Here is a 20576-nt window from a genome sequence, read left to right on the forward strand (position 1 = left end):
CCGCCCGCGATCAGTTGAATTGCTTGAGGAAAGTAAGATCGTTATCGAAGAACAGGCGCAGATCGTTGACGCCATAACGCAGCATCGCGAAACGATCGAGCCCGATCCCGAAGGCGAAGCCGGTGTATTTTTCCGGGTCGATGCCGACATTGCGCAGCACGTTCGGGTGGACCATGCCGCAGCCGCCGACCTCGAGCCAGCCGCGCTCGCCGAGCACGTCGATCTCGGCCGACGGTTCGGTGAACGGGAAGAACGACGGGCGGAAGCGCACCTGCAGGTCGTCGCGTTCGAAAAAGCGGCGCAGGAAGTCGGTGACGGTCGCCTTCAGGTCGGCGAAGCTGACGCCCTCGTCGACCCACAGGCCTTCCATCTGGTGGAACATCGGCGAGTGCGTCGCGTCGGAGTCGACGCGGTAGACGCGGCCCGACGCGATGATCTTGATCGGCGGCTGGTTGCCCAGCATATGGCGGACCTGGACCGGCGAGGTGTGCGTGCGCAGCACATCGCCGCCCTCGACGTAGAAGGTGTCGGCCATCGCGCGCGCCGGATGGTTTTCCGGGATGTTCAGCGCCTGGAAGTTGTGGAAGTCGGTCTCGATCTCCGGACCGTCGGCCACTTCGAAGCCGAGCGTGCGGAACAGCTCGGTGATGCGCTCGAGCGTCAGCGTCACCGGATGCAGACCGCCCGGCTGGCTGCCGCGACCGGGCAGACTGACGTCGAGCGACTCGGCGGCCAGCTGCTGCGCGAGCTTCTCGGCGTTCAGCGCGTCGCGGCGCGCGTTGTGCTCGGCCTCGAAAGCCTGCTTGGCGACGTTGATCGTCGCGCCGGCGGCCTTGCGCTCTTCCGGCGCCAGCTTGCCCAACTGCTTGAGGAGCTCGGTCAGCTCGCCGCTCTTGCCGAGATAGCGTGCCTTGACCTGCTCGAGTTCGGTGAGATCGGCCGCCGCCTCGAGGGCGGCACGGCCGGCTTCCAGAATCGCGTCCACATTATTCATGTCGGCAACCGTGTACGTTAGAGGACTGACCGGACGACATTGCGCGTCAACGCCGTCGGGTCAGTGCTCTTCAAGCTCGGCCAAGCTTGTGGCCGAAAGCATAAAAAAAGGGAGGCGCAGACGCCTCCCTCTGGATCGTCTTGCGATTAGGCAGCCAGTTGGGCCTTCGCTTTTTCCACGATCTGGGCAAAAGCCGGCTTGTCGAACACCGCCAGGTCGGCCAGCACTTTGCGGTCGATCTGGATGTCGGCTTTCTTCAGGCCGTTCATGAATTTGCTGTACGGCAGGCCGTTTTCGCGGGCCGCGGCGTTGATACGCGCGATCCACAGCTGGCGGAACTGACGCTTGCGCTGACGACGGTCACGGTATGCGTACTGACCGGCTTTCATCACCGCCTGTTTGGCGATGCGATAGACGTTCTTGCGACGGCCGCGATAGCCTTTCGCCAGGGCGAGGACCTTCTTATGACGGGCGCGAGCGGTTACACCGCGTTTTACACGAGGCATGTCTTAACTCCTTAAGCGTAGGGCAGCATTGCGCGAACAGAAGCCATGTTGCTTGCGTCCACCATCGAGGTGCCGCGCAGCTGGCGTTTGTTCTTGGTGGTTTTCTTGGTGAGAATGTGACGCTTGAAAGCGTGACCACGTTTCACACCACCATTACCCAACACTTTCAAGCGTTTTTTCGCGCTCGATTTGGTCTTCATCTTCGGCATGGATAGGCTCCTGCTGAAATTTCTTAGATTCGGCGTAGGGTGGGTTTGCACCGCTTAAAACCGCTACGCCCCGCTTTTTATGCAGCGTTTGACCGCCACAAAATCGACACGGCAGGTCGCCCTGCCGTGTTGAAGTCCATGATTATACCCGATTATTTTTTCTTCGGGGCAATCATCATCACCATCTGGCGACCTTCGAGCCTGGGGAACTGCTCCACCACGCCCACTTCGGCCAGATCGGCTTCCACGCGCTTCAAGAGCTTCAGGCCGATGTCCTGGTGCGCCATCTCGCGACCGCGGAAACGCAGCGTCACCTTGGCCTTGTCGCCGTCGGTGAGGAAGCGGATCAGGTTGCGCAACTTGACACCATAGTCGCCGTCGTCGGTACCCGGACGGAATTTGACTTCCTTGATCTGGATCTGCTTCTGTTTCTGCTTCGCTTCGTGACGTTTCTTCGACTGTTCGTACTTGAACTTGCCGTAGTCCATCAGCTTGCAGACCGGTGGCTGGGCCGTCGGAGAGATTTCGACCAGGTCGATGTCTTTCTCTTCGGCCAAGGCCATGGCTTCACGCAGGCTGACGATGCCGAGCTGCTCGCCTTCGACGCCTACCAGACGGATTTCGCGCGCGGTGATTTCACCGTTGATCCGCGCTTCGCGTTCCTGAGCTATAGCTTGTACTCCTGTTCAGATTGATGGGCCGACGATCAGTGCTTCGACCGCTCGCTATTGAGTCGGTCGAGCAGCGCGTCAAGCGGGACCTGACCCAGATCTTCGCCATGACGCGCGCGTACGGCCACAAGTGCACCCGCTTTCTCCTTGTCGCCGACGATGATCTGGTACGGCAACTTCTGCAGGCTGTGTTCGCGGATTTTATAGCCGATCTTCTCGTTCCTCAAGTCGAGCTCGACGCGGAAGCCTTGTTTTTTCAGCGCTTCTGCCACATCGGCCGCATAATCGGCCTGGTCGTCGGTGATGCTCATCACCACCGCCTGCACCGGAGCGAGCCACAGCGGGAAGGCGCCGGCGTGGTTTTCGATCAGGATACCGATGAAGCGCTCGAGCGAACCGAGGATCGCGCGATGCAGCATCACCGGGCGTTTGCGGGTGTTGTCCTCGGCGACGTACTCGGCGTCGAGGCGCTCTGGCAGCACGAAGTCGAGCTGCAGCGTGCCGCACTGCCACGAGCGGCCGAGCGCGTCCTTGATGTGATATTCGACCTTCGGACCGTAGAAGGCGCCCTCGCCCGGCAATTCCTCCCATTCGACGCCGCAGGCGGCGAGCGCCTGACGCAAGCCGTCTTCGGCCCTGTCCCACACCTCATCGGAACCGGCACGCTTCTCGGGGCGCAGCGACAGCTTGATTGCCACGTTGTCGAAGCCGAATACCTTGTAGACCTGCATCGTCAGTTCGTTGAACGCCTGCGCCTCGGCGATGATCTGCTCTTCGGTACAGAAGATGTGCGCGTCGTCCTGGACGAAGCCGCGCACGCGCATCAGGCCGTGCAGCGCGCCGGACGGCTCGTTGCGGTGACAGGCACCGAACTCGGCCAACCTCAAGGGCAGGTCGCGATACGAGCGCAGCCCCTGGTTGAACACCTGGACGTGGCCCGGGCAGTTCATCGGCTTGACCGCGTAGTCGCGCTTCTCCGACTCGGTGGTGAACATATTGTCGCGGTAGTTGTCCCAGTGGCCGGACTTCTCCCACAGCACGCGGTCCATCACCATCGGCGTCTTGATTTCCTGATAGCCGGCTGCGGTCAGCGTCGCACGCATGTACTGCTCGATGCTCTGCCACAGGCTCCAGCCCTTCGGGTGCCAGAACACCATGCCCGGCGCCTCGTCCTGCAGGTGGAACAGGTCGAGTTGCTTGCCGAGCTTGCGGTGGTCGCGCTTTTCCGCCTCTTCGAGCATGAACAGATACTGCTCGAGATCTTCCTTCTTCGCCCACGCGGTGCCGTACACGCGCTGCAGCATCTCGTTCTTGCTGTCGCCGCGCCAGTAGGCGCCGGCGACCTTCATCAGCTTGAACACCTTCAGCTTGCCGGTCGACGGTACGTGCGGGCCGCGGCACAGGTCGGTGAACCCGCCTTCGCGGTACAGGCTCAGCACTTCGCCCTGCGGGATCGATTCGATGATCTCAGCCTTGTACGCCTCGCCGATCGACTTGAAGTAGGCGACTGCTTCGTCGCGCGACAACTCGTAGCGCTCGACCGGGATGTCTTTCTTGGCCAGCTCGGTCATCTTCTTCTCGATGGCGACGAGGTCTTCCGGCGTAAACGGGCGCTTGTACGCGAAGTCGTAGTAGAAGCCGTTCTCGATTTCCGGCCCGATTGTCACCTGCGCTTCCGGGAACAGCTCTTTGACCGCATACGCGAGCAAGTGGGCGGTCGAGTGACGGATGATGGACAGGCCATCGGCGTCCTTGTCGGTGACGATGGCGAGATCGGCGTCGGATTCGATCAGAAAGGAGGTATCGACCAGCTGGCCGTCGACGCGACCGGCGAGCGCGGCACGCGCCAGACCCGCGCCGATCGACGCGGCCACATCGTGGACCGTGACCGGGGCATCGAAGGAACGGACGGAACCGTCGGGCAGACGAATATCGGGCATATCAACTCCAGGGGGTTGGATGGCCGGCTTTCGCGCGGCCTGGCGCGACGAGGTCGAAAAAAAACCAAAAAAAAAGTGCGGCCTGAGCCGCACTTCTTTTGTTTGCATGGGAACACCCGTGGCTCGAATCAACCGATTAGGGTGATAGTAGTTCGAAACGCCATGATGTTGCTCCCCGCAAGAATTTGGTAGGCACGATTGGATTCGAACCAACGACCCCCACCATGTCAAGGTGGTGCTCTAACCAACTGAGCTACGTGCCTGTCGTCGTCTTGTTGAAGACAGGACACGAATGTTAGCGATGCCCGTTCGGCTTGGCAAGCGCTTTTTGCGAAAAAGTCCGTCGACGGCGGGATCGGTTATACTAGCGCGCTGATTTTACTACCCTTTACGCCGAAAATTTTTTCACGATGCTGCAATTTACCGTTCACAAGACTTCAGGCGGCGCCCGTCGCGGCACGCTGGTCCTCAATCACGGGCTAGTAGAAACCCCCGTATTCCAGCCGGTCGGCACCTACGGCTCGGTCAAGGCGATGAGCCCGCTGGAGCTGGAAGAGATCGGCGCCCAGATCATTCTCGGCAACACCTTCCACCTGTGGTTGCGCCCGGGGCTCGAGATCGTCGAACAGTTCGGCGGCCTGCACGAGTTCATCGGCTGGGACAAACCCATCCTGACCGACTCGGGCGGCTTCCAGGTGTTCTCGCTGACCAATATGAGGAAGCTGACCGAGGAGGGCTGCACCTTCCAGAGCCCGGTGAACGGCGACAAGCTGTTCCTGTCGCCCGAGATCTCGATGAAGATCCAGACGGTGCTCAATTCGGACATCGTGATGCAGCTCGACGAATGCACGCCCGGCCAGGTCGACCACAAGACCGCCGGTGACTCGCTGCGCATGTCGCTGCGCTGGGCCGAGCGTTCGCGCCGCGCCTTCGACGACCTGAAAAACCCGAACGCGCTGTTCGGTATCGTGCAGGGCAACCTTTATACCGATTTGCGCGAAGAGTCGCTCAAGGGCCTGATGGAGATCGGCTTCGACGGCATCGCGATCGGCGGCCTGTCGGTCGGCGAACCCAAGCCCGAGATGTACCGGATGCTGACCGAGCTGAAGGACATGCTGCCGGCCGAGAAGCCGCACTACCTGATGGGCGTCGGCACGCCGGAGGACCTGGTGCACGGCGTCGCCAACGGCGTCGACATGTTCGACTGCGTGATGCCGACGCGCAACGCGCGCAACGGCTGGATCTTCACCCAGTGGGGCGACGTGAAGATCAAGAACGCCGGCTACAAGATGGACAAGCGTCCGCTCGACGAGGAATGCGGCTGCTATACGTGCCGCAACTTCAGCCGCGCCTACCTGCACCATCTGCACCGCGTCGGCGAGATCCTCGGCGCACGGCTGAACACCATCCACAACCTGTACTACTACCAGGAACTGATGCGCAACATCCGCAAGGCGATCGAGGACGACCGCTTCGAAGACTTCCGCGCCGAGTTCCACGAAAACCGCGCGCGTGGCGTGAATTGAGATAGAGGAACCTTGGCCAAGCTTGAAGGTCTTGAAAGCTTGGCCGAGCCGGCATGCTCGATGCGGTTGGAAAAGCCATGCCGTGTAGCTAGAATGCCCGGCTCGGTTATACCCCCTGCCGACACCCCACGCACACACTTACGTTTCAACAAGGGAGCGACACGATGTTCATTACCCCCGCCTACGCGGCCACCGGCCCGGCCGGCCTCGACCTGATGAGTTTCCTGCCGATGATCGCGATCTTCGCGGTCTTCTGGCTGCTTCTGATCCGCCCGCAGCAGAAAAAGGCGAAAGAGCATCAGAAGATGCTGTCGGTGCTGGAAAAAGGCGACGAAGTCGTCACCCAGGGCGGCGTCGCCGGTCGCGTGACCAAGGTCGGCGAAGCCTTCCTGGCCGTCGAGATCGCCAACGGCGTGGAAATCCAGGTTCAGCGCAGCGCCGTTTCCGGCAAGCTGGAAAAAGGCACGCTGAAGTCCCTGTAACCCGAGCGGAGCCGTCTTCGACACGAAGACGGCTCCGTCGCATTCAAGAACTGCCATGAACCGCTACCCGCTCTGGAAATACCTGATCATCGGGCTGGCGCTGATCGCCGCGACGATCTACACGCTGCCCAACTTCTTCGGCGAGTCGCCGGCGGTCCAGATCTCGAGCACGCGCCAGTCGATCCCGGTCGACACCGCGCTGATGGGCCGGGTGGAAACCGCGCTGGCTGCCCGCCATCTGACGCCCGACGGCCTGTTCCTCGACCGCGGCAGCCTGAAGGTCCGCTTCCGCGACCCGGACACCCAGATCAAGGCCCGCGACGCGATCCAGGCCGAACTGGGCGACACCTACATCATCGCGCTGAACCTCTTGTCGTCGTCGCCCGACTGGCTGACGCGGCTAAAGGCGCACCCGATGTTCCTCGGCCTCGACCTCAGGGGCGGCGTGCACTTCCTGCTCGAAGTCGACATGAAGGCCGCGATCGACAAGACCGTCGAGCGCTACACCGGCGACATCCGCCGCGAGCTGAAGGCGCAGAAGATCCGCTACGGCACGATCAAGCGCGACGGCAACAGCCTGACCGTCCAGCTCAGGGACGCCGAAACGCTGAAGGCCGCCGAGAACGCGGTCACGCGCACGCTGCCTTCGCTGGCGATGAGCGAGGACGCGAGCGCGTTCACGCTGACGCTGACGCTCAAGCCCGAAGAAATCACCCGCATCCAGGGCGACGCGGTGAAACAGAACATCTCGACGCTGCACAACCGCGTGAACGAGCTGGGCGTCGCCGAGCCCATCATCCAGCAGGCCGGCCCGGACCGCATCGTCGTACAGCTGCCGGGCGTGCAGGACACCGCCAAGGCGAAGGACATCCTCGGCCGCACCGCGGCCTTGCAGGTACGCATGGTCGAAGACGACACCGCAAAGATGGCCGAGGCGCTCGCCGGCAACGTGCCGGCCGGCTACGACCTGCTCGACGAGCTGACCCCGCGCGGCCCGACCAAGATCCTCGTCAAGAAAGACGTCGAGCTGACCGGCGACAACATCAACGACGCGCAGCCGGGCTTCGAAGAGAACGGCTCGCCGGCGGTGCATATCAACCTCGATTCGGCCGGCGCTTCGATCTTCCGCCAGGTGACCGCCGAGAACATCGGCCGGCGCATGGCGATGATCCTGGTCGAAAAGGGCAAGGCCGAAGTGGTGACCGCGCCGGTGATCCGTTCCGAGATCGGCGGCGGCCGCGTGCAGATTTCCGGCAGCATGAACCCGGCCGAAGCGCAGGACGTCGCGCTGCTCTTGCGCGCGGGTTCGCTCGCCGCGCCGATGACCATCATCGAAGAGCGCACCGTCGGCCCGAGCCTCGGCAAGGAAAACATCGAGAAGGGTTTCAACTCGACGCTGTGGGGCTTCGCCGCGATCGCGGTGTTCATGGTGATCTACTACCGCGTGTTCGGCGTGATCTCGGCGATCTCGCTCGGCGTGAACCTGTTTGTCCTGGTGGCGATGCTGTCGATGCTGCAGGCGACGCTGACGCTGCCGGGCATCGCGGCCATCGCGCTGACGCTCGGCATGGCGATCGACGCCAACGTGCTGATCAACGAGCGCGTGCGCGAGGAGCTGCGCAACGGCGTGCCGCCGCAGAGCGCGATCCACGCCGGCTACCAGCACGCGTGGGCGACGATTCTCGACTCGAACGTGACCACGCTGATCGCCGGCCTCGCGCTGTTGATCTTCGGTTCCGGCCCGGTGCGCGGCTTCGCCGTCGTGCACTGCCTCGGCATCCTGTCGTCGATGTTCTCGGCGGTGCTGGTGTCGCGCGGCCTCGTCAACCTGTGGTACGGCCGCCGTCGCCGCCTGAGTTCGTTGTCGATCGGCCAGATCTGGAAACCGACCGAATAAGATCAGACGGGCCGGCCACGCCGGCCCTCACTTGCAAAGGCAATCCATGGAGCTCTTCCGAATCAAGCGGGACATCCCGTTCATGAGCTACGGCAAGGTCACCACGGCGATTTCGCTACTGACCTTCATCGTGGCCGTGTTCTTCCTCTTCGCCAAAGGGCTGAACCTCAGCGTCGAATTCACCGGCGGCACGGTGATGGAAGTGCAATACGCGCAGTCGGCCAACCTGCCCGACGTGCGTTCCCGCGTCGAGCGGCTCGGCCTCGGCGAACCGAGCGTGCAGAGCCTCGGTACCAGCCGCGACGTGCTGATCCGCCTGCCGAACAAGCCGGGCATCACCAGCGCGCAGCTGTCGAACCAGGTGATGACGTCGCTGAAGGCGGGCGGCGCGCAGCTCGAACTGCGCAAGGTCGAGTTCGTCGGCCCGAGCGTCGGCGCGGAACTGGTAGAGCACGGCCTGACCGCGGTCATCGTCGTGTGCATCGGCATCATGCTGTATCTGGCGCTGCGCTTCGAGTGGCGGCTGGCGGTGGCGGCGATCATCGCCAACATGCACGACGTGGTGATCATCCTCGGCTGCTTCGCGTTCTTCGGCTGGGAGTTCTCGCTGACCGTGCTGGCCGGCGTGCTGGCGGTGCTCGGCTACTCGGTGAACGAATCGGTCGTGGTGTTCGACCGGATCCGCGAAAACTTCCGCAAGCCGTCGATGCGCACCAAGACCGTCGCCGAGGTGATCGACAACGCGATCACCGCGACGATGAGCCGCACCATCATCACCCACGGTTCGACCGAAACCATGGTGCTGGCGATGCTGCTGTTCGGCGGCCCGGCGCTGCACGGCTTCGCCATCGCGCTGACGATCGGCATCGTGTTCGGCATCTACTCGTCGGTGCTGGTCGCCAGCCCGATCGCGCTGGCGCTCGGCGTGAAGCGCGAGCACATGGTCAAGCCGCCGAAACCCAAGCAGGAAGCGGTGGTCTGATTTTTCGCCCGGGTTCACCCGACGGGCCGGCCGTGCGCCGGCCCGTTTTTTTGCGCTCGGCCAACCTTGGGCCGCCGCCCTCAACCCCTGTACAATTGCCGCCATGGAAGCCATTACTTTTCTGATCGACTTCGTGCTGCACATCGACCGGCACCTCGCCGACCTAGTCGCCGCCTACGGCCCGCTGATTTATTTGATCCTGTTCCTGATCGTGTTCTGCGAGACCGGCCTCGTCGTCACGCCGTTCCTGCCGGGCGACTCGCTGCTGTTCGTCGCGGGCACGCTCGCCGCCACTGGCCAGATGGACGTGCATCTCTTGGTCGCGCTGCTGATCGCCGCAGCCATCCTCGGCGACACGGTCAACTACACCGTCGGGCGCAGGGTCGGGATGAGGCTGTTCTCGAACCCGGATTCGAAGATCTTCCGCCGCGCGTATCTCGACAAGACGCACGCCTTCTACGAGCGCCACGGCGGCAAGACCATCATCCTCGCGCGCTTCGTGCCGATCGTGCGCACCTTCGCGCCGTTCGTCGCCGGCGTCGGCACGATGAGCTATGGGCTTTTCCTGTCGTATAACGTGATCGGCGGCGTGGCGTGGGTAGCGAGCTTCACCTACCTCGGCTTCCTGTTCGGCAACCTGCCGGCGGTCAAGTCCAACCTGTCGCTGTTGATCGTCGGCATCATCATCGTGTCGATCCTCCCCGGCGTGTTCGAATTCCTGCGCCACAAGCGCGCGTCGCGCGCATGAGCCCGATCCGCCGCCTGCCCGACCACCTGGTCAACCAGATCGCCGCCGGTGAGGTGGTCGAACGCCCGGCGTCTGCACTGAAGGAGGTGCTCGAGAACAGCCTCGACGCCGGCGCGACGAAGATCGCCGTCGACCTCACGCAAGGCGGCATCAAGCTGATCCGCGTCACCGACGACGGCGGCGGCATCGCCGAGGACGAACTGGCGCTCGCGCTCGATAGGCACGCGACCAGCAAGATCCGCGACCTTGACGACCTCGAGAGCGTCGGGACCCTGGGCTTCAGGGGCGAGGGCCTCGCCAGCATCGCGTCGGTGTCGCGCCTCACGCTGATCTCGCGCCAGAGAGGTGCGGCGCACGCGCACCGCATCGTCGCGATCGACGGCGCGCTGCACCCGGTCGAGCCGGCCGCGCACGCCGAGGGCAGCACGGTCGAGGTGGTCGACCTCTACTTCAACACGCCGGCGCGGCGCAAATTCCTGAAGTCCGAGTCGACCGAGTACGCGCACTGCGCGGCGACCTTCGAGCGCATCGCGCTCGCGCACCCGGGCGTCGAATTCCTGCTGCGCCACAACGGCAAGGTGGTCGAACGGCTGCCGCAGCAGAGCGCACCCGACCGCGTAGCCGCCATTCTCGGCAAGGACTTCGCCTCCGCCGCGCTGCAGGTGTCGGCCGAAGCCGGGCCGCTCGCGCTGTTCGGCCTCGTCGCCAGCCCGACCTACTCGAAGGCCAGCCGCGACGCGCAGTACTTCTTCGTCAACGGCCGCTTCGTGCGCGACAAGACCGCGCAGCACGCGATCCGCCAGGCCTTCCGCGACGTGCTGCACCACGAGCGCCACCCGTGCTACGCGCTGTTCCTGTCGCTGCCGCCCGAGGGCGTCGACGTCAACGTGCACCCGACCAAGATCGAGGTGCGCTTTAGGGAATCGCAGGCGATCCACCAGTTCGTGTTCCACGCGCTGAACAAGACGCTGGCGGCGACCACTGCCGGCAGCACGCCGTCGGCGGCAGGCGCGCCACTCGAGGCCGGATCGACGCAGGGCTCGGCCAACCTTGCGGCTCCCGCCCCCGCTTTTTCATCGGCGGCGACGCCGACGTCGCGGACGATCTACCAGCAAAGCCCGCTGCCGCTGTCGGTCGCGCGCGAGGCCACCGCCGCTTACGCCGCGCTGTTCGGCGGCGTGCGCGAGGAAGAGGCCGCGCTGGCCTCCGCCGAAACAAGCAGGTTGGCCGAGCCCACCCCGCCGTTCGTGCCGCAGGGCTCGGCCAAGCTCGCGAGTCTTGTGGCAGATAATCCGGCGCTGCCGCCGCTCGGCTTCGCGCTGGCGCAGTTGCACGGCGTCTACATCCTCGCGCAGAACGTCGACGGGCTGATCCTGGTCGACATGCACGCCGCGCACGAGCGCATCGTCTACGAACAGCTGAAGACCGCGCTCGAACACGACGCGATCCCGATGCAGCCCTTGCTGCTGCCGGTGGCGATGGCCGCCGACCGCATGGAGGTCGCCACCGTGCACGAGCACGGCGAAGGCATGAAGCGGCTCGGCCTGGAACTGGCGACGCTGTCGCCGACGCAGGTCGCGATCCGCGCGGTGCCGGTGTGGCTCAAGGACGGCGACGCCGTCGAGCTGGCGCGCGCGGTGCTGAAGGACGTGCGCGAAGCCGGCCTGAGCCGGGTTCTCACGGAACGTCGCAACGAATTGCTCGCGACGATGGCCTGCCACGGCGCGGTGCGCGCCAACCGGCAGCTGACCCTGGCCGAGATGAATGCGCTCTTGCGCGACATGGAGGCCACCGAGCGCTCGAACCAGTGCAACCACGGCCGCCCGACCTGGGTGCGGCTGACGATGAAGGACCTCGACGGCCTGTTCCTGCGCGGCCGCTGAGCGGCACCCTCCTCCCCCCTAATCCATCTCGCTTAAAACAGGAAAAAGAAACATGGCCGGATCCAGCCTATTGGCCCTTATCGACGACATCGCCACCGTGCTCGACGACGTGGCGGTGATGACCAAGGTCGCCGCCAAGAAAACCTCCGGGGTGCTCGGCGACGACCTCGCGCTGAACGCGCAGCAGGTCGCCGGCGTACGCGCCGAGCGCGAACTGCCGGTGGTCTGGGCGGTGGCCGTGGGCTCGCTCAAGAACAAGGCGATCCTGGTACCGGCGGCGCTGGCGATCAGCGCGCTGCTGCCGTGGCTGATCACCCCGCTGCTGATGATAGGCGGCGCCTATCTGTGTTTCGAAGGGGTGGAAAAACTGGCGCACAAGCTGCTCCATAGCGCCGCGGAAGACCACGTCCATCACGAACAGCTAGTCGAAGCGCTGGCCGACCCGGCCGTCGACATGGTGGCCTTCGAGAAAGAAAAGGTGCAGGGCGCGATCCGCACCGACTTCATCCTGTCGGCGGAGATCATCGTGATCTCGCTCGGCACCGTCGCCACCGCCTCCTTCGGCTCGCAGGTCGCCGTGCTCACCGGCATCGCGCTGATCATGACCGTCGGCGTATACGGCCTGGTGGCCGGCATCGTCAAGCTGGACGACGCCGGGCTGTATCTGAGCGCGAAGGGCGACGCAGCGCAGCGCGCTTTCGGCCGCTTCCTGCTGCTCTTTGCCCCCTACCTGATGAAATTCCTTTCGGTGGCCGGCACCGCGGCGATGTTCATGGTCGGCGGCGGCATCCTCACCCACGGCACCCCGGGCGCCTACGACCTCATCCACGGCATCGCCCACAGCGCCGCCGGCGTGCCGGCCATCGGCGCCGTGCTGGAGGCCATCGTCCCGACGCTGCTCGACGCGCTCGCCGGCATCGTCGCCGGCGCCGTCGTGCTGGCCGGGGTGAGCGGCATAGGCCGCATCGTGAAGACGGCCAAGAGCTGACGCGACGCTTGTCCGGAAACGATCGGCCCGCCTGGTGCGGGCCGATCGTTTTTTACGCCCGCGTAGCGTCCTTGCCGGGCGACCTATTCGCCGTCGCCCCCTTGCGTCGCCGGCGGGATACGCAGCTTGAACGACCCCATCGCCTTGGCCTGTTCGCGGCTGACGCCTTCGATGCCGAAGGACTCGTTCATTAGGGTTGACCTGCTTTCTGATTAACTGCGGGAGGCTTCACGGCCCCGATGACTCAAGCGTCCCGAAGGCGCGTTGGGGACGACCCGGGGCACACGGCAACAACACGATACGGTTCCACGATGCCGTTGATGATCGCCAAGTTTTTGACTGCCTGCCCCGTCCCTTTCCGCATTTTGTCGGCCTTGCATCGATGGACTACTGTGAACAGTCGACGCGCGATTCGCTGCTGCCGGCTACGGCCCGGCTGCGATGCGCCGGGTAGCGGAGAATGGCAGTTCAAACAGGCGCCCAGCATTCCGTCGCCAAGCTTGGCCGAGGCAAGGAGAAACGCGAGATGGAAAACGAAATGATGGGCGCCACCACGAGCCATTGCCTCCCGCTGCGCCCCGGTACGACCCGCGTGTTCTACGAGCAGAATACCCATACGCGGGTCAAAATGGAGGCCCGTCACGCCGGCCAGAACGAGGTCTATCTGGACATAGCCATGCCGGGCGGGAAGCTGCCCCGACTGCATTTCAAGTCGGACCGGCCACAGACCGCCAACCTCGACACCTGCGTCTGGACGCTGCTGAAGGCCCGGTTCGACAACGCTTTGGAATTTACCTTTGGCCCGAAAGGGCTGGAACTGCCGATGAACCTGACGATCGGCACCACCGTCACGGCCCAACCTGAGCAAACCAATCCCGCGACGGGCAGCCCGGTCAAACTAACGCTGCAGGTCGTCACGAGCGAGAGGATAACCGTCCGCCCGGAGCTGGGCCTCGACCAGGAAAACGGCTATTTGACGCGGCCGGTGCTGAAATGCTCTGCGCACCTTCAAGACATCCGCCTGGGCACGTCCCTTCTGAAGGCGGATATATGGCTGTTGCCGGGCCTGGGGGTCGTCAAGGCGCAAGGACAGGCATTCGGCGTCTTCTCGATACTCGATCTCGTCGAGTTCCATACCCCGGCCTGATTCGAAGCAATCAAGCCAAATCGCACGCATGGCTTGGCCGAGCCTTTGCTTCGGCCAAGCTTCTGCGCCATACCTGCGCCTAGCGTCGATCCTTACCAAGCTTCACCAGCTCGTCTCCCGTTCCGGGGACGAGGTGATCTTGTGGATGGACAGATCTGCGCCGTTGAACTCCTCCTCCTCGTCCAGCCGCAGCCCGACCGCCTTCTTGATCAGCCCGTAGACGACATAGCCGCCGGCGAACGCGATCGCTACGCCCATCGCGGTGCCGATCAGTTGCGAGACGAAACTCACGCCTCCCATGCCGCCGAGCGCCTGCTGGCCGAACACACCGGCCGCGAGTCCGCCCCAGACGCCGCACACGCCGTGCAGCGGCCACACGCCGAGCACGTCGTCGATCTTCAGCCTGTTCTGCGTGACGGTGAACAGCCATACGAACAGCGCGCCGGCTGCCGCGCCGACCGCGAGCGCGCCGATCGGGTGCATCACGTCCGAGCCGGCGCACACCGCGACGAGGCCGGCGAGCGGGCCGTTGTGGATGAAGCCCGGGTCGTTCTTGCCCGCGAACATCGCGACCACGGTGCCGCCGACCATCGCCATCAGCGAGTTGATCGCGACGAGGCCCGAGACGCCACCGATGCGCTGTGCGCTCATCACGTTGAAGCCGAACCAGCCGACGATCAGGATCCACGCGCCGAGCGCGAGGAAGGGAATCGACGACGGCGGGTGCGCGGCGACGTGGCCGTCGCGCTGGTAGCGGCCGCGCCGCGCGCCGAGGTGCAGCACGGCGGCGAGGGCGATCCAGCCGCCGACCGCGTGCACGACGACCGAGCCGGCGAAGTCGTGGAAAGGCGCGCCGAATTGGTGCGCGAGCCAGTCCTGCACGCCGAAGTGGCCGTTCCACGCGATACCCTCGAAAAACGGGTAGACGAGGCCGACGAGGAAGAAGGTCGCCATCGACTGCGGGTGGAACTTAGCGCGCTCGGCGATGCCGCCCGACACGATGGCCGGGATCGCCGCGGCGAAGGTCAAGAGGAAGAAGAAGCGCACCAGTTCGTAGCCGTTGTGCGCGGCGAGCGTCTCGGCCCCGCTCCAGAAGTCGACACCGTAGGCGAGCGGGAAGCCGACGAAGAAATAGGCGAGGCCCGACACGGCGAAGTCGGTGAGGATCTTCACCAGCGCGTTGACCTGGTTCTTCTTGCGCACGGTGCCGAGCTCGAGAAAGGCGAAGCCGGCGTGCATCGCGAGGATCATGATCGCGCCGAGCAGGATGAAGAGGACGTCGTTCGGGGTCGGGTTGGGACTCATCTGGGCGATTCCAGTGCGTGGCGGGAGTGCTGCACCATAAGCAAGCAGGATGCCTGCCAACGCAAGCCCTTGATTTTAATTGATTCGCAGCGTGCGCGTATGACAATGGTGCGTGGCAGGCATGGACGAGACCCGTTTTGGGGCAGGCGAAGTGAGCCAACATAGTGCACGGCCATGTCGGGTGTTCGATCTTGGTGCATCGATCCGGCACTCGAGGCAGCCAGGCCCCAACGTTGGCCGAGGAAGATGGGACAAACGGCGGATGGCGCAGGACGATCGATAGCGAAGCCCGAGCGGCCTTCGCGCGGGACAGGCACGGGCTGCGGCGGACATGGCAGTCGGTTTATCCCTGTCTCGGCACGCGACCCGCCCCTTCCCCCACCCACTTAGCTCCATAGCGAGAAACGGCATTCCGTCATGCAAAACCACGCCGACAAAACCGCTATCCATCAGCGTAATTCACTATAAAAACATCAAATTGCCAAAATAACACATGATAATATGTTATTTGCTTAGTTGTTCAATCAAATCAGACCGGCATGAAGCGGTCGACCCTTTAAAGCTGCAGGAATAGAAGTGAAACGACTCATTGCCCTGGCCATGGCGAGCCTCGTCGCCGTGCCAAGCTATGCCGCCGACGCGGCAGGCGCCGCTTGCGCCACCACCCACGTCGACCTGATGCGCGCCACGCGCTACACCGAACTGGTCCGCATGAACGGCAGCGGCCAGTGCGCGTCGCGCTCGGTGCCGAACTTTGTCGCGCTGTGCACCCAGATCGGCCAGCTTTCCGACGCCGCGATCGAAGGCATCGCGCTGCCGATGATCAAGAAATCGGTGTCGTGCGACATGGCCAAAAGCGCGCTGACCTTCTGGGCTACGCCCGACGGCAAGGTCATCTCGAAGAAGGTGATGCAGGGCATCGCGCGCGGTTCCGGCCCGGTGCTGACGAGCCGCGAATCGGCGCTCTACGAGCAGTTCATGGGCTCCCCGGCCGGCCAGACGATGAACCTGTACACCAACAACAACCAGGTCAACTCCGCCATCCTGACCCGCATCGCCGCGTACAAGCGGTAAGGGTCTCGGGGGCCCCGCCCCCGTTCCCCTCCCCCTCCCCCTCCGGGCTTGGCCGAGCCTGCCGTGCAATGCGACAATCGCGCCTTTGCCTGCTGCCCGACGCCCATGTCCGCCCTCACCTTCTTCTGGCACGACTACGAAACCTTCGGCGTCGAGCCGCGCCGCGACCGGCCGTCTCAGTTCGCCGGCGTGCGCACCGACGCCGACCTCAACGAGATCGACGAGCCGGTGATGCTGTACTGCCGCCCGACGCCCGACTACCTGCCGTCGCCCGAGGCGTGCCTGTTGACCGGCATCACGCCGCAGCGCTGCCTCGCCGAAGGCGTGGCCGAGCACGAGTTCGCCGGCGTGATCGAGCGCGAGCTGTCGCAGCCGGGCACGATAGGCGTCGGCTACAACTCGATAAGGTTCGACGACGAGGTCACGCGTTTCCTGTTCTGGCGCAACCTGATCGACCCGTACTCGCGCGAATGGCGCGACGGCTGCGGCCGCTGGGACTTGCTCGACCTGGTGCGCGCCTGCTACGCGCTGCGCCCGGACGGCATCGTCTGGCCGACACACGAGGACGGCCGGACCAGCTTTAAGCTCGAACACCTGTCCAAGGCGAACGGCCTCGCGCACGAGGCGGCGCACGACGCGCTGTCCGACGTGCGCGCGACGATCGCTCTCGCGCGATTGATCCGCGAAAAGCAGCCTAAGCTGTTCGACTTCTATCTGTCCTTGCGCAAGAAGGACGCGGCGCGCGAGCAGCTTTCCCTGCACGCGCCCAAGCCGGTGCTGCACGTGTCGGGCATGTACGGCGTCGAGCGCGGCAACGTCGCACTCGTCTGGCCGCTGGCAGCGCACCCCACCAACGCGAACGAAGTGATCGTGTGGGACCTCGCCCACGACCCGGCGGAACTAATAAACCTCGACGCCGACGCGATCCGCCTCAGGATGTTCACCCGTAGCGACGAGCTGCCCGACGGCGTCGCGCGGCTGCCGGTCAAGACCATCCACCTGAACAAGTCGCCGTTCGTCGTCGGCAACCTCAAGGTGCTGACGGCCGAACGCGCCGCGCATTGGGGCGTCGACATGGACACCATCGCGCGCCACGCCGAGGCCGCCGCACGCCTGCCCGACCTGGCTCCTACCTGGAAGGCCGTCTACCAGCGAGCCGCCTTCGAAGCCGCCGACGTCGACGAGAACCTGTACGGCGGCTTCGTCTCCAACGCCGACCGGCGCACGCTGACGGCGCTGCGCGCGATGTCGGCCGACAAGCTCGCCCGCGAAACACCGCAGTTCGAAGACGTGCAGCTCGCGCGCCTGGTGCAACGCTACCGCGCGCGCAACTTCCCCGAGTCGCTGTCTTTAGATGAGCGCCGCCACTGGATGGCGTGGTGCAAGAAGAAGCTGATCGACGGCGTGCCGGCCGGGCGCACGCACGAGGCCTGCCTTGCCGAAATCGACGCGCTCGAGACGGACGCCGACAGCCGGGGTCGGCAGATCCTCGCCGACGTGCGCGAATACGCTGACGCGCTGTGCGCGGAACTGGGGCGTGCGTGAGCCGGCCGACGTTGGCCGAGGCTTGTGTCGACCGTAGTCAGCCCATAAAATGCCAAATGGATGTCTGCCGCTCGTCGAGTTAGACGTCCACACCCGACGACCCACGCGGAGGAATCATCGTGAAAACCCTAGGCCTCATCGGCGGCATGAGCTGGGAATCCAGCGCCATGTATTACCAGCATCTCAACCGGCTCGTCGCCGAACGGCTCGGCGGCCTGCACTCGGCCAAGGTCGTGCTCTACAGCGTCGACTTCGCCGGCATCGCAGAACGGCAGCACCAGGGCGACTGGCAGGGCGCGGGCGAACTGCTGGCCGACGCGGCCCGCAAGCTGAGCGCCGCCGGTGCGCAAGCCTTGTTGATCTGTACCAACACCATGCACAAGGTCGCCGACGCGGTGGAGGCCGCCGTCGACGTGCCGCTGATCCACATCGCCGACGTCGCGGCGCGCGAGGCGCAACGCGCCGGCGTGAAAACCGTCGCGCTGCTCGGCACCGCGTTCACGATGGAACAGCCCTTCTACCGCGAACGGCTCGAGCAACGCTTCGGCCTGAGAGTGCTGACGCCCGACGCCGACGAGCGCGCTGACATCCACCGCATCATCTACGACGAGCTTTGCCTCGGCCAACGCCTGCCGGCCTCCAGGGAACGGCTTCGCGCAATCATCGAGCGGCTCGCCACCGGGGGGGCGCAAGGCGTGATTCTCGGCTGCACCGAACTGCCCTTGCTGATCGAACAGGACGACGTGTCGATCACGGTGCTCGACAGCACCACCTTGCACGCGCGCGCCGCGATCGACTTCGCACTGGGCACGGCATAAGCTCTCGGAGCCTCGATCGCGCGGGCGCCTTTCCCCGGCGCGCAGGCTACAATGCCGGCCATGAAACCTCCGCTCCCCGCCCTCTTCCTGATGGGCCCGACCGCGTCGGGCAAGACCGCGCTCGCGGTCGCGTTGGCACAGCAACTCGACGGCGAAGTCGTCAGCGTCGACTCGGCGCTCGTCTACCGCGGCATGGACATCGGCACCGCCAAGCCGACGCGCGACGAGATGGCCGGCGTGCCGCACCACCTGATCGACATCATCGACCCGACCGATTCGTACTCGGCCGCGCAATTTCACGCCGACGCGATGGCACTGATCGAAGACATCGCCGTGCGCGGCAAGCTGCCTATCCTCGCCGGCGGCACCATGCTCTACTTCAAGGCGCTCGAGGAAGGCCTGTCCGACCTGCCGCAGGCCGACGCGCAAGTACGCGCGCGGCTCGACGCCGAGGCGGCCGAACGCGGCTGGCCGGCGCTGCATCAAAGGTTGGCCGAGCTCGATGCGGCGACCGCCGCGCGCCTCGCGCCGGCCGACAGCCAGCGCATCCAGCGCGCGCTCGAAGTGTGGGAGCTGAGCGGCAAACCGATGTCCGAGCTGATCGCGCGCGGCCGCGAAGGCGCGCCGGCCTTGAACCTGTTGAAGCTCGCGCTCTTGCCGCACGACCGCGCTTGGCTGCACGCGCGCATCGCTCTGCGGTTCGAGAAGATGCTCGAGGCCGGCTTCCTCGCCGAGGTCGAGGCGCTGCGCGAACGTTGGACTAGCCTGTCGCTCGAGCTGCCATCGATGCGCTGCGTCGGCTACCGCCAGGCGTGGGAATACCTCGACGGCCAGATCGACCGGACCGGACTGATAGCCAAGGGCGTCGCCGCGACGCGCCAGCTCGCCAAGCGCCAGCTGACGTGGATGCGAAGCATGGAGAACCTGGTCGAGATCGACTGCCAGCAGGCCGATCTCGTCGCGCCGGCGCTGGCCGCCGCGCGCGCATGGCGGGCCGGCTTGCCCTGACTGATAACGAGCGTTACCATAACGGTCATGAACGATCAAGCCGCCAAACCGATCAACAACCCGAGCTTTAAGGCCTGCGAGGACGCGATCGGCCTGGTCGCGCGCCGCCTCACCGGCGTGCCGCAGCAGGAAGTGTTGCTGACCCGGCTCTACTTCCACGTGCAGGGCTACCTGACTGACTACTTCAACGCCGGCCTCAAGGAACACGGCATCAACGACACCATCTGGATGGCGTTGATGCTGCTGTACACGCGCCCCGACGAGACGGTCTACCCGTCCGACCTGTCCGAATCGCTCGCGTTCTCGCGCACCAACGCGACCCGCGTCGTCGACGACCTGGTCGGCCAGGGCTGGGCGGTGCGCGAGGCGTGCGCCGACGACCGGCGCAAGACCAGGCTGATCCTCACGCCGGCCGGCCGCGCCTTCATCGAAAACCTGATGCCGTCGCGCCACGCGCACATGAGCGAACTGTGGAACGCGTTCTCCGACACCGAAAAGGTCGCGATGGAGAGCCTGTTGAGAAAACTGCTCGCCCAGTTGGGCGGCTGACGCGGCGCACCGATCGCCCTGGTCCGAAGCTCGGCCAACCTTCCAAGGTTGGCCGAGTTTTTTTACGCCCCCGTTCGGCACCGCCTTGTTCCGCAAGCGATGCGGCGCGGCCGTGGGAACGGCGCCGGATGCGGTAGCGAAAAAACGACGACGGCATGGCACGGCCCTTGCGGGTGACGCCGCTTCACGATCATCATGGCATGCCATGCATCCCAAGCCATTCGCCACCGACGCGGCGAAGGCGCCCCTGCCCGACGACCGGGCCGCGAGCCCATTTCGCCCTGATGCGGCTACCGAGACGACC

19 protein-coding genes and 1 tRNA gene are annotated in these 20576 nt (G+C 64.9%); 13 read left to right on the forward strand and 7 right to left on the reverse strand.

Annotation, left to right across the window (positions count from 1 at the left end):
* Window positions 1-10 precede the first annotated feature (10 nt).
* The 6 genes from pheS to DWG20_RS00445 form a co-directional block, all read right to left on the reverse strand.
* A complete protein-coding gene (gene pheS / locus DWG20_RS00420; RefSeq protein ID WP_115431894.1) occupies window positions 11-994 on the reverse strand; it encodes a phenylalanine--tRNA ligase subunit alpha in 984 nt (327 codons plus the stop codon).
* A 146-nt stretch (window positions 995-1140) separates the two neighbouring features.
* Window positions 1141-1500 carry a 50S ribosomal protein L20 gene (gene rplT / locus DWG20_RS00425; RefSeq protein ID WP_115431895.1) on the reverse strand — a complete coding sequence of 120 codons (360 nt, stop codon included), beginning with the start codon at window positions 1498-1500 and terminating at the stop codon, window positions 1141-1143.
* 11 nt (window positions 1501-1511) lie between these two features.
* Window positions 1512-1709 carry a 50S ribosomal protein L35 gene (rpmI, locus tag DWG20_RS00430; protein ID WP_115431896.1) on the reverse strand — a complete coding sequence of 66 codons (198 nt, stop codon included), beginning with the start codon at window positions 1707-1709 and terminating at the stop codon, window positions 1512-1514.
* Between the two features lie 152 nt (window positions 1710-1861).
* The gene (gene infC / locus DWG20_RS00435) at window positions 1862-2380 is read right to left on the reverse strand and encodes a translation initiation factor IF-3 (protein ID WP_115431897.1); all 519 of its coding nucleotides are present in this window, start codon (window positions 2378-2380) and stop codon (window positions 1862-1864) included.
* A gap of 35 nt (window positions 2381-2415) precedes the next feature.
* The gene (gene thrS, locus DWG20_RS00440) at window positions 2416-4320 is read right to left on the reverse strand and encodes a threonine--tRNA ligase (RefSeq protein ID WP_115431898.1); all 1905 of its coding nucleotides are present in this window, start codon (window positions 4318-4320) and stop codon (window positions 2416-2418) included.
* Window positions 4321-4506: 186 nt separating this feature from the next.
* Window positions 4507-4583: transfer RNA gene (locus tag DWG20_RS00445), tRNA-Val, on the reverse strand.
* A 147-nt stretch (window positions 4584-4730) separates the two neighbouring features.
* Here DWG20_RS00445 and tgt point away from each other — a divergent pair.
* From tgt to DWG20_RS00485, 8 genes are all read left to right on the forward strand, one after another.
* A complete protein-coding gene (gene tgt / locus DWG20_RS00450; protein ID WP_115431899.1) occupies window positions 4731-5846 on the forward strand; it encodes a tRNA guanosine(34) transglycosylase Tgt in 1116 nt (371 codons plus the stop codon).
* A gap of 164 nt (window positions 5847-6010) precedes the next feature.
* Window positions 6011-6328 (forward strand): preprotein translocase subunit YajC, encoded by a 318-nt coding sequence (yajC, locus tag DWG20_RS00455; protein WP_115431900.1) that lies wholly within the window; start codon window positions 6011-6013, stop codon window positions 6326-6328.
* A gap of 55 nt (window positions 6329-6383) precedes the next feature.
* Entirely contained in the window at window positions 6384-8225 is a 1842-nt protein-coding gene (gene secD / locus DWG20_RS00460) for a protein translocase subunit SecD (RefSeq protein ID WP_115431901.1), read from the forward strand.
* 46 nt (window positions 8226-8271) lie between these two features.
* Window positions 8272-9207, forward strand: coding sequence for a protein translocase subunit SecF (secF, locus tag DWG20_RS00465; protein WP_115431902.1), 936 nt, complete (start codon window positions 8272-8274; stop codon window positions 9205-9207).
* Between the two features lie 103 nt (window positions 9208-9310).
* Window positions 9311-9955: a DedA family protein gene (locus DWG20_RS00470; protein WP_147289896.1), complete on the forward strand. Its 645-nt coding sequence runs from the start codon at window positions 9311-9313 to the stop codon at window positions 9953-9955.
* Complete coding sequence (gene mutL / locus DWG20_RS00475) at window positions 9952-11838, forward strand: DNA mismatch repair endonuclease MutL (RefSeq protein WP_115431904.1); 1887 nt, start codon at window positions 9952-9954, stop codon at window positions 11836-11838. The genes DWG20_RS00470 and mutL overlap by 4 nt, the downstream gene beginning before the upstream one ends.
* A 52-nt stretch (window positions 11839-11890) precedes the next feature.
* On the forward strand, window positions 11891-12826 hold the full coding sequence (locus tag DWG20_RS00480) for a DUF808 domain-containing protein (protein WP_115431905.1): 936 nt from the start codon (window positions 11891-11893) through the stop codon (window positions 12824-12826).
* Window positions 12827-13352: 526 nt separating this feature from the next.
* Window positions 13353-13973: a hypothetical protein gene (locus DWG20_RS00485; RefSeq protein WP_115431906.1), complete on the forward strand. Its 621-nt coding sequence runs from the start codon at window positions 13353-13355 to the stop codon at window positions 13971-13973.
* A 102-nt stretch (window positions 13974-14075) separates the two neighbouring features.
* Here DWG20_RS00485 and DWG20_RS00490 read toward each other — a convergent pair whose 3' ends face one another.
* Entirely contained in the window at window positions 14076-15278 is a 1203-nt protein-coding gene (locus DWG20_RS00490; protein WP_115431907.1) for an ammonium transporter, read from the reverse strand.
* Window positions 15279-15854: 576 nt separating this feature from the next.
* On the opposite strand from DWG20_RS00490, the gene DWG20_RS00495 reads away from it, so the two are divergent.
* From DWG20_RS00495 to DWG20_RS00515, 5 genes are all read left to right on the forward strand, one after another.
* Window positions 15855-16352 carry a hypothetical protein gene (locus DWG20_RS00495; RefSeq protein WP_147289897.1) on the forward strand — a complete coding sequence of 166 codons (498 nt, stop codon included), beginning with the start codon at window positions 15855-15857 and terminating at the stop codon, window positions 16350-16352.
* 105 nt (window positions 16353-16457) lie between these two features.
* Entirely contained in the window at window positions 16458-17897 is a 1440-nt protein-coding gene (sbcB, locus tag DWG20_RS00500; RefSeq protein WP_115431909.1) for an exodeoxyribonuclease I, read from the forward strand.
* 119 nt (window positions 17898-18016) lie between these two features.
* A complete protein-coding gene (locus tag DWG20_RS00505; protein WP_115431910.1) occupies window positions 18017-18715 on the forward strand; it encodes an aspartate/glutamate racemase family protein in 699 nt (232 codons plus the stop codon).
* Window positions 18716-18775: 60 nt separating this feature from the next.
* Window positions 18776-19723, forward strand: a complete 948-nt coding sequence (gene miaA / locus DWG20_RS00510) for a tRNA (adenosine(37)-N6)-dimethylallyltransferase MiaA (RefSeq protein ID WP_115431911.1) — start codon at window positions 18776-18778, stop codon at window positions 19721-19723.
* Between the two features lie 27 nt (window positions 19724-19750).
* Window positions 19751-20272: a MarR family transcriptional regulator gene (locus tag DWG20_RS00515; protein ID WP_115431912.1), complete on the forward strand. Its 522-nt coding sequence runs from the start codon at window positions 19751-19753 to the stop codon at window positions 20270-20272.
* Window positions 20273-20576 lie beyond the last annotated feature (304 nt).

The organism is Crenobacter cavernae, assembly GCF_003355495.1.
GTDB lineage: Bacteria > Pseudomonadota > Gammaproteobacteria > Burkholderiales > Chromobacteriaceae > Crenobacter > Crenobacter cavernae.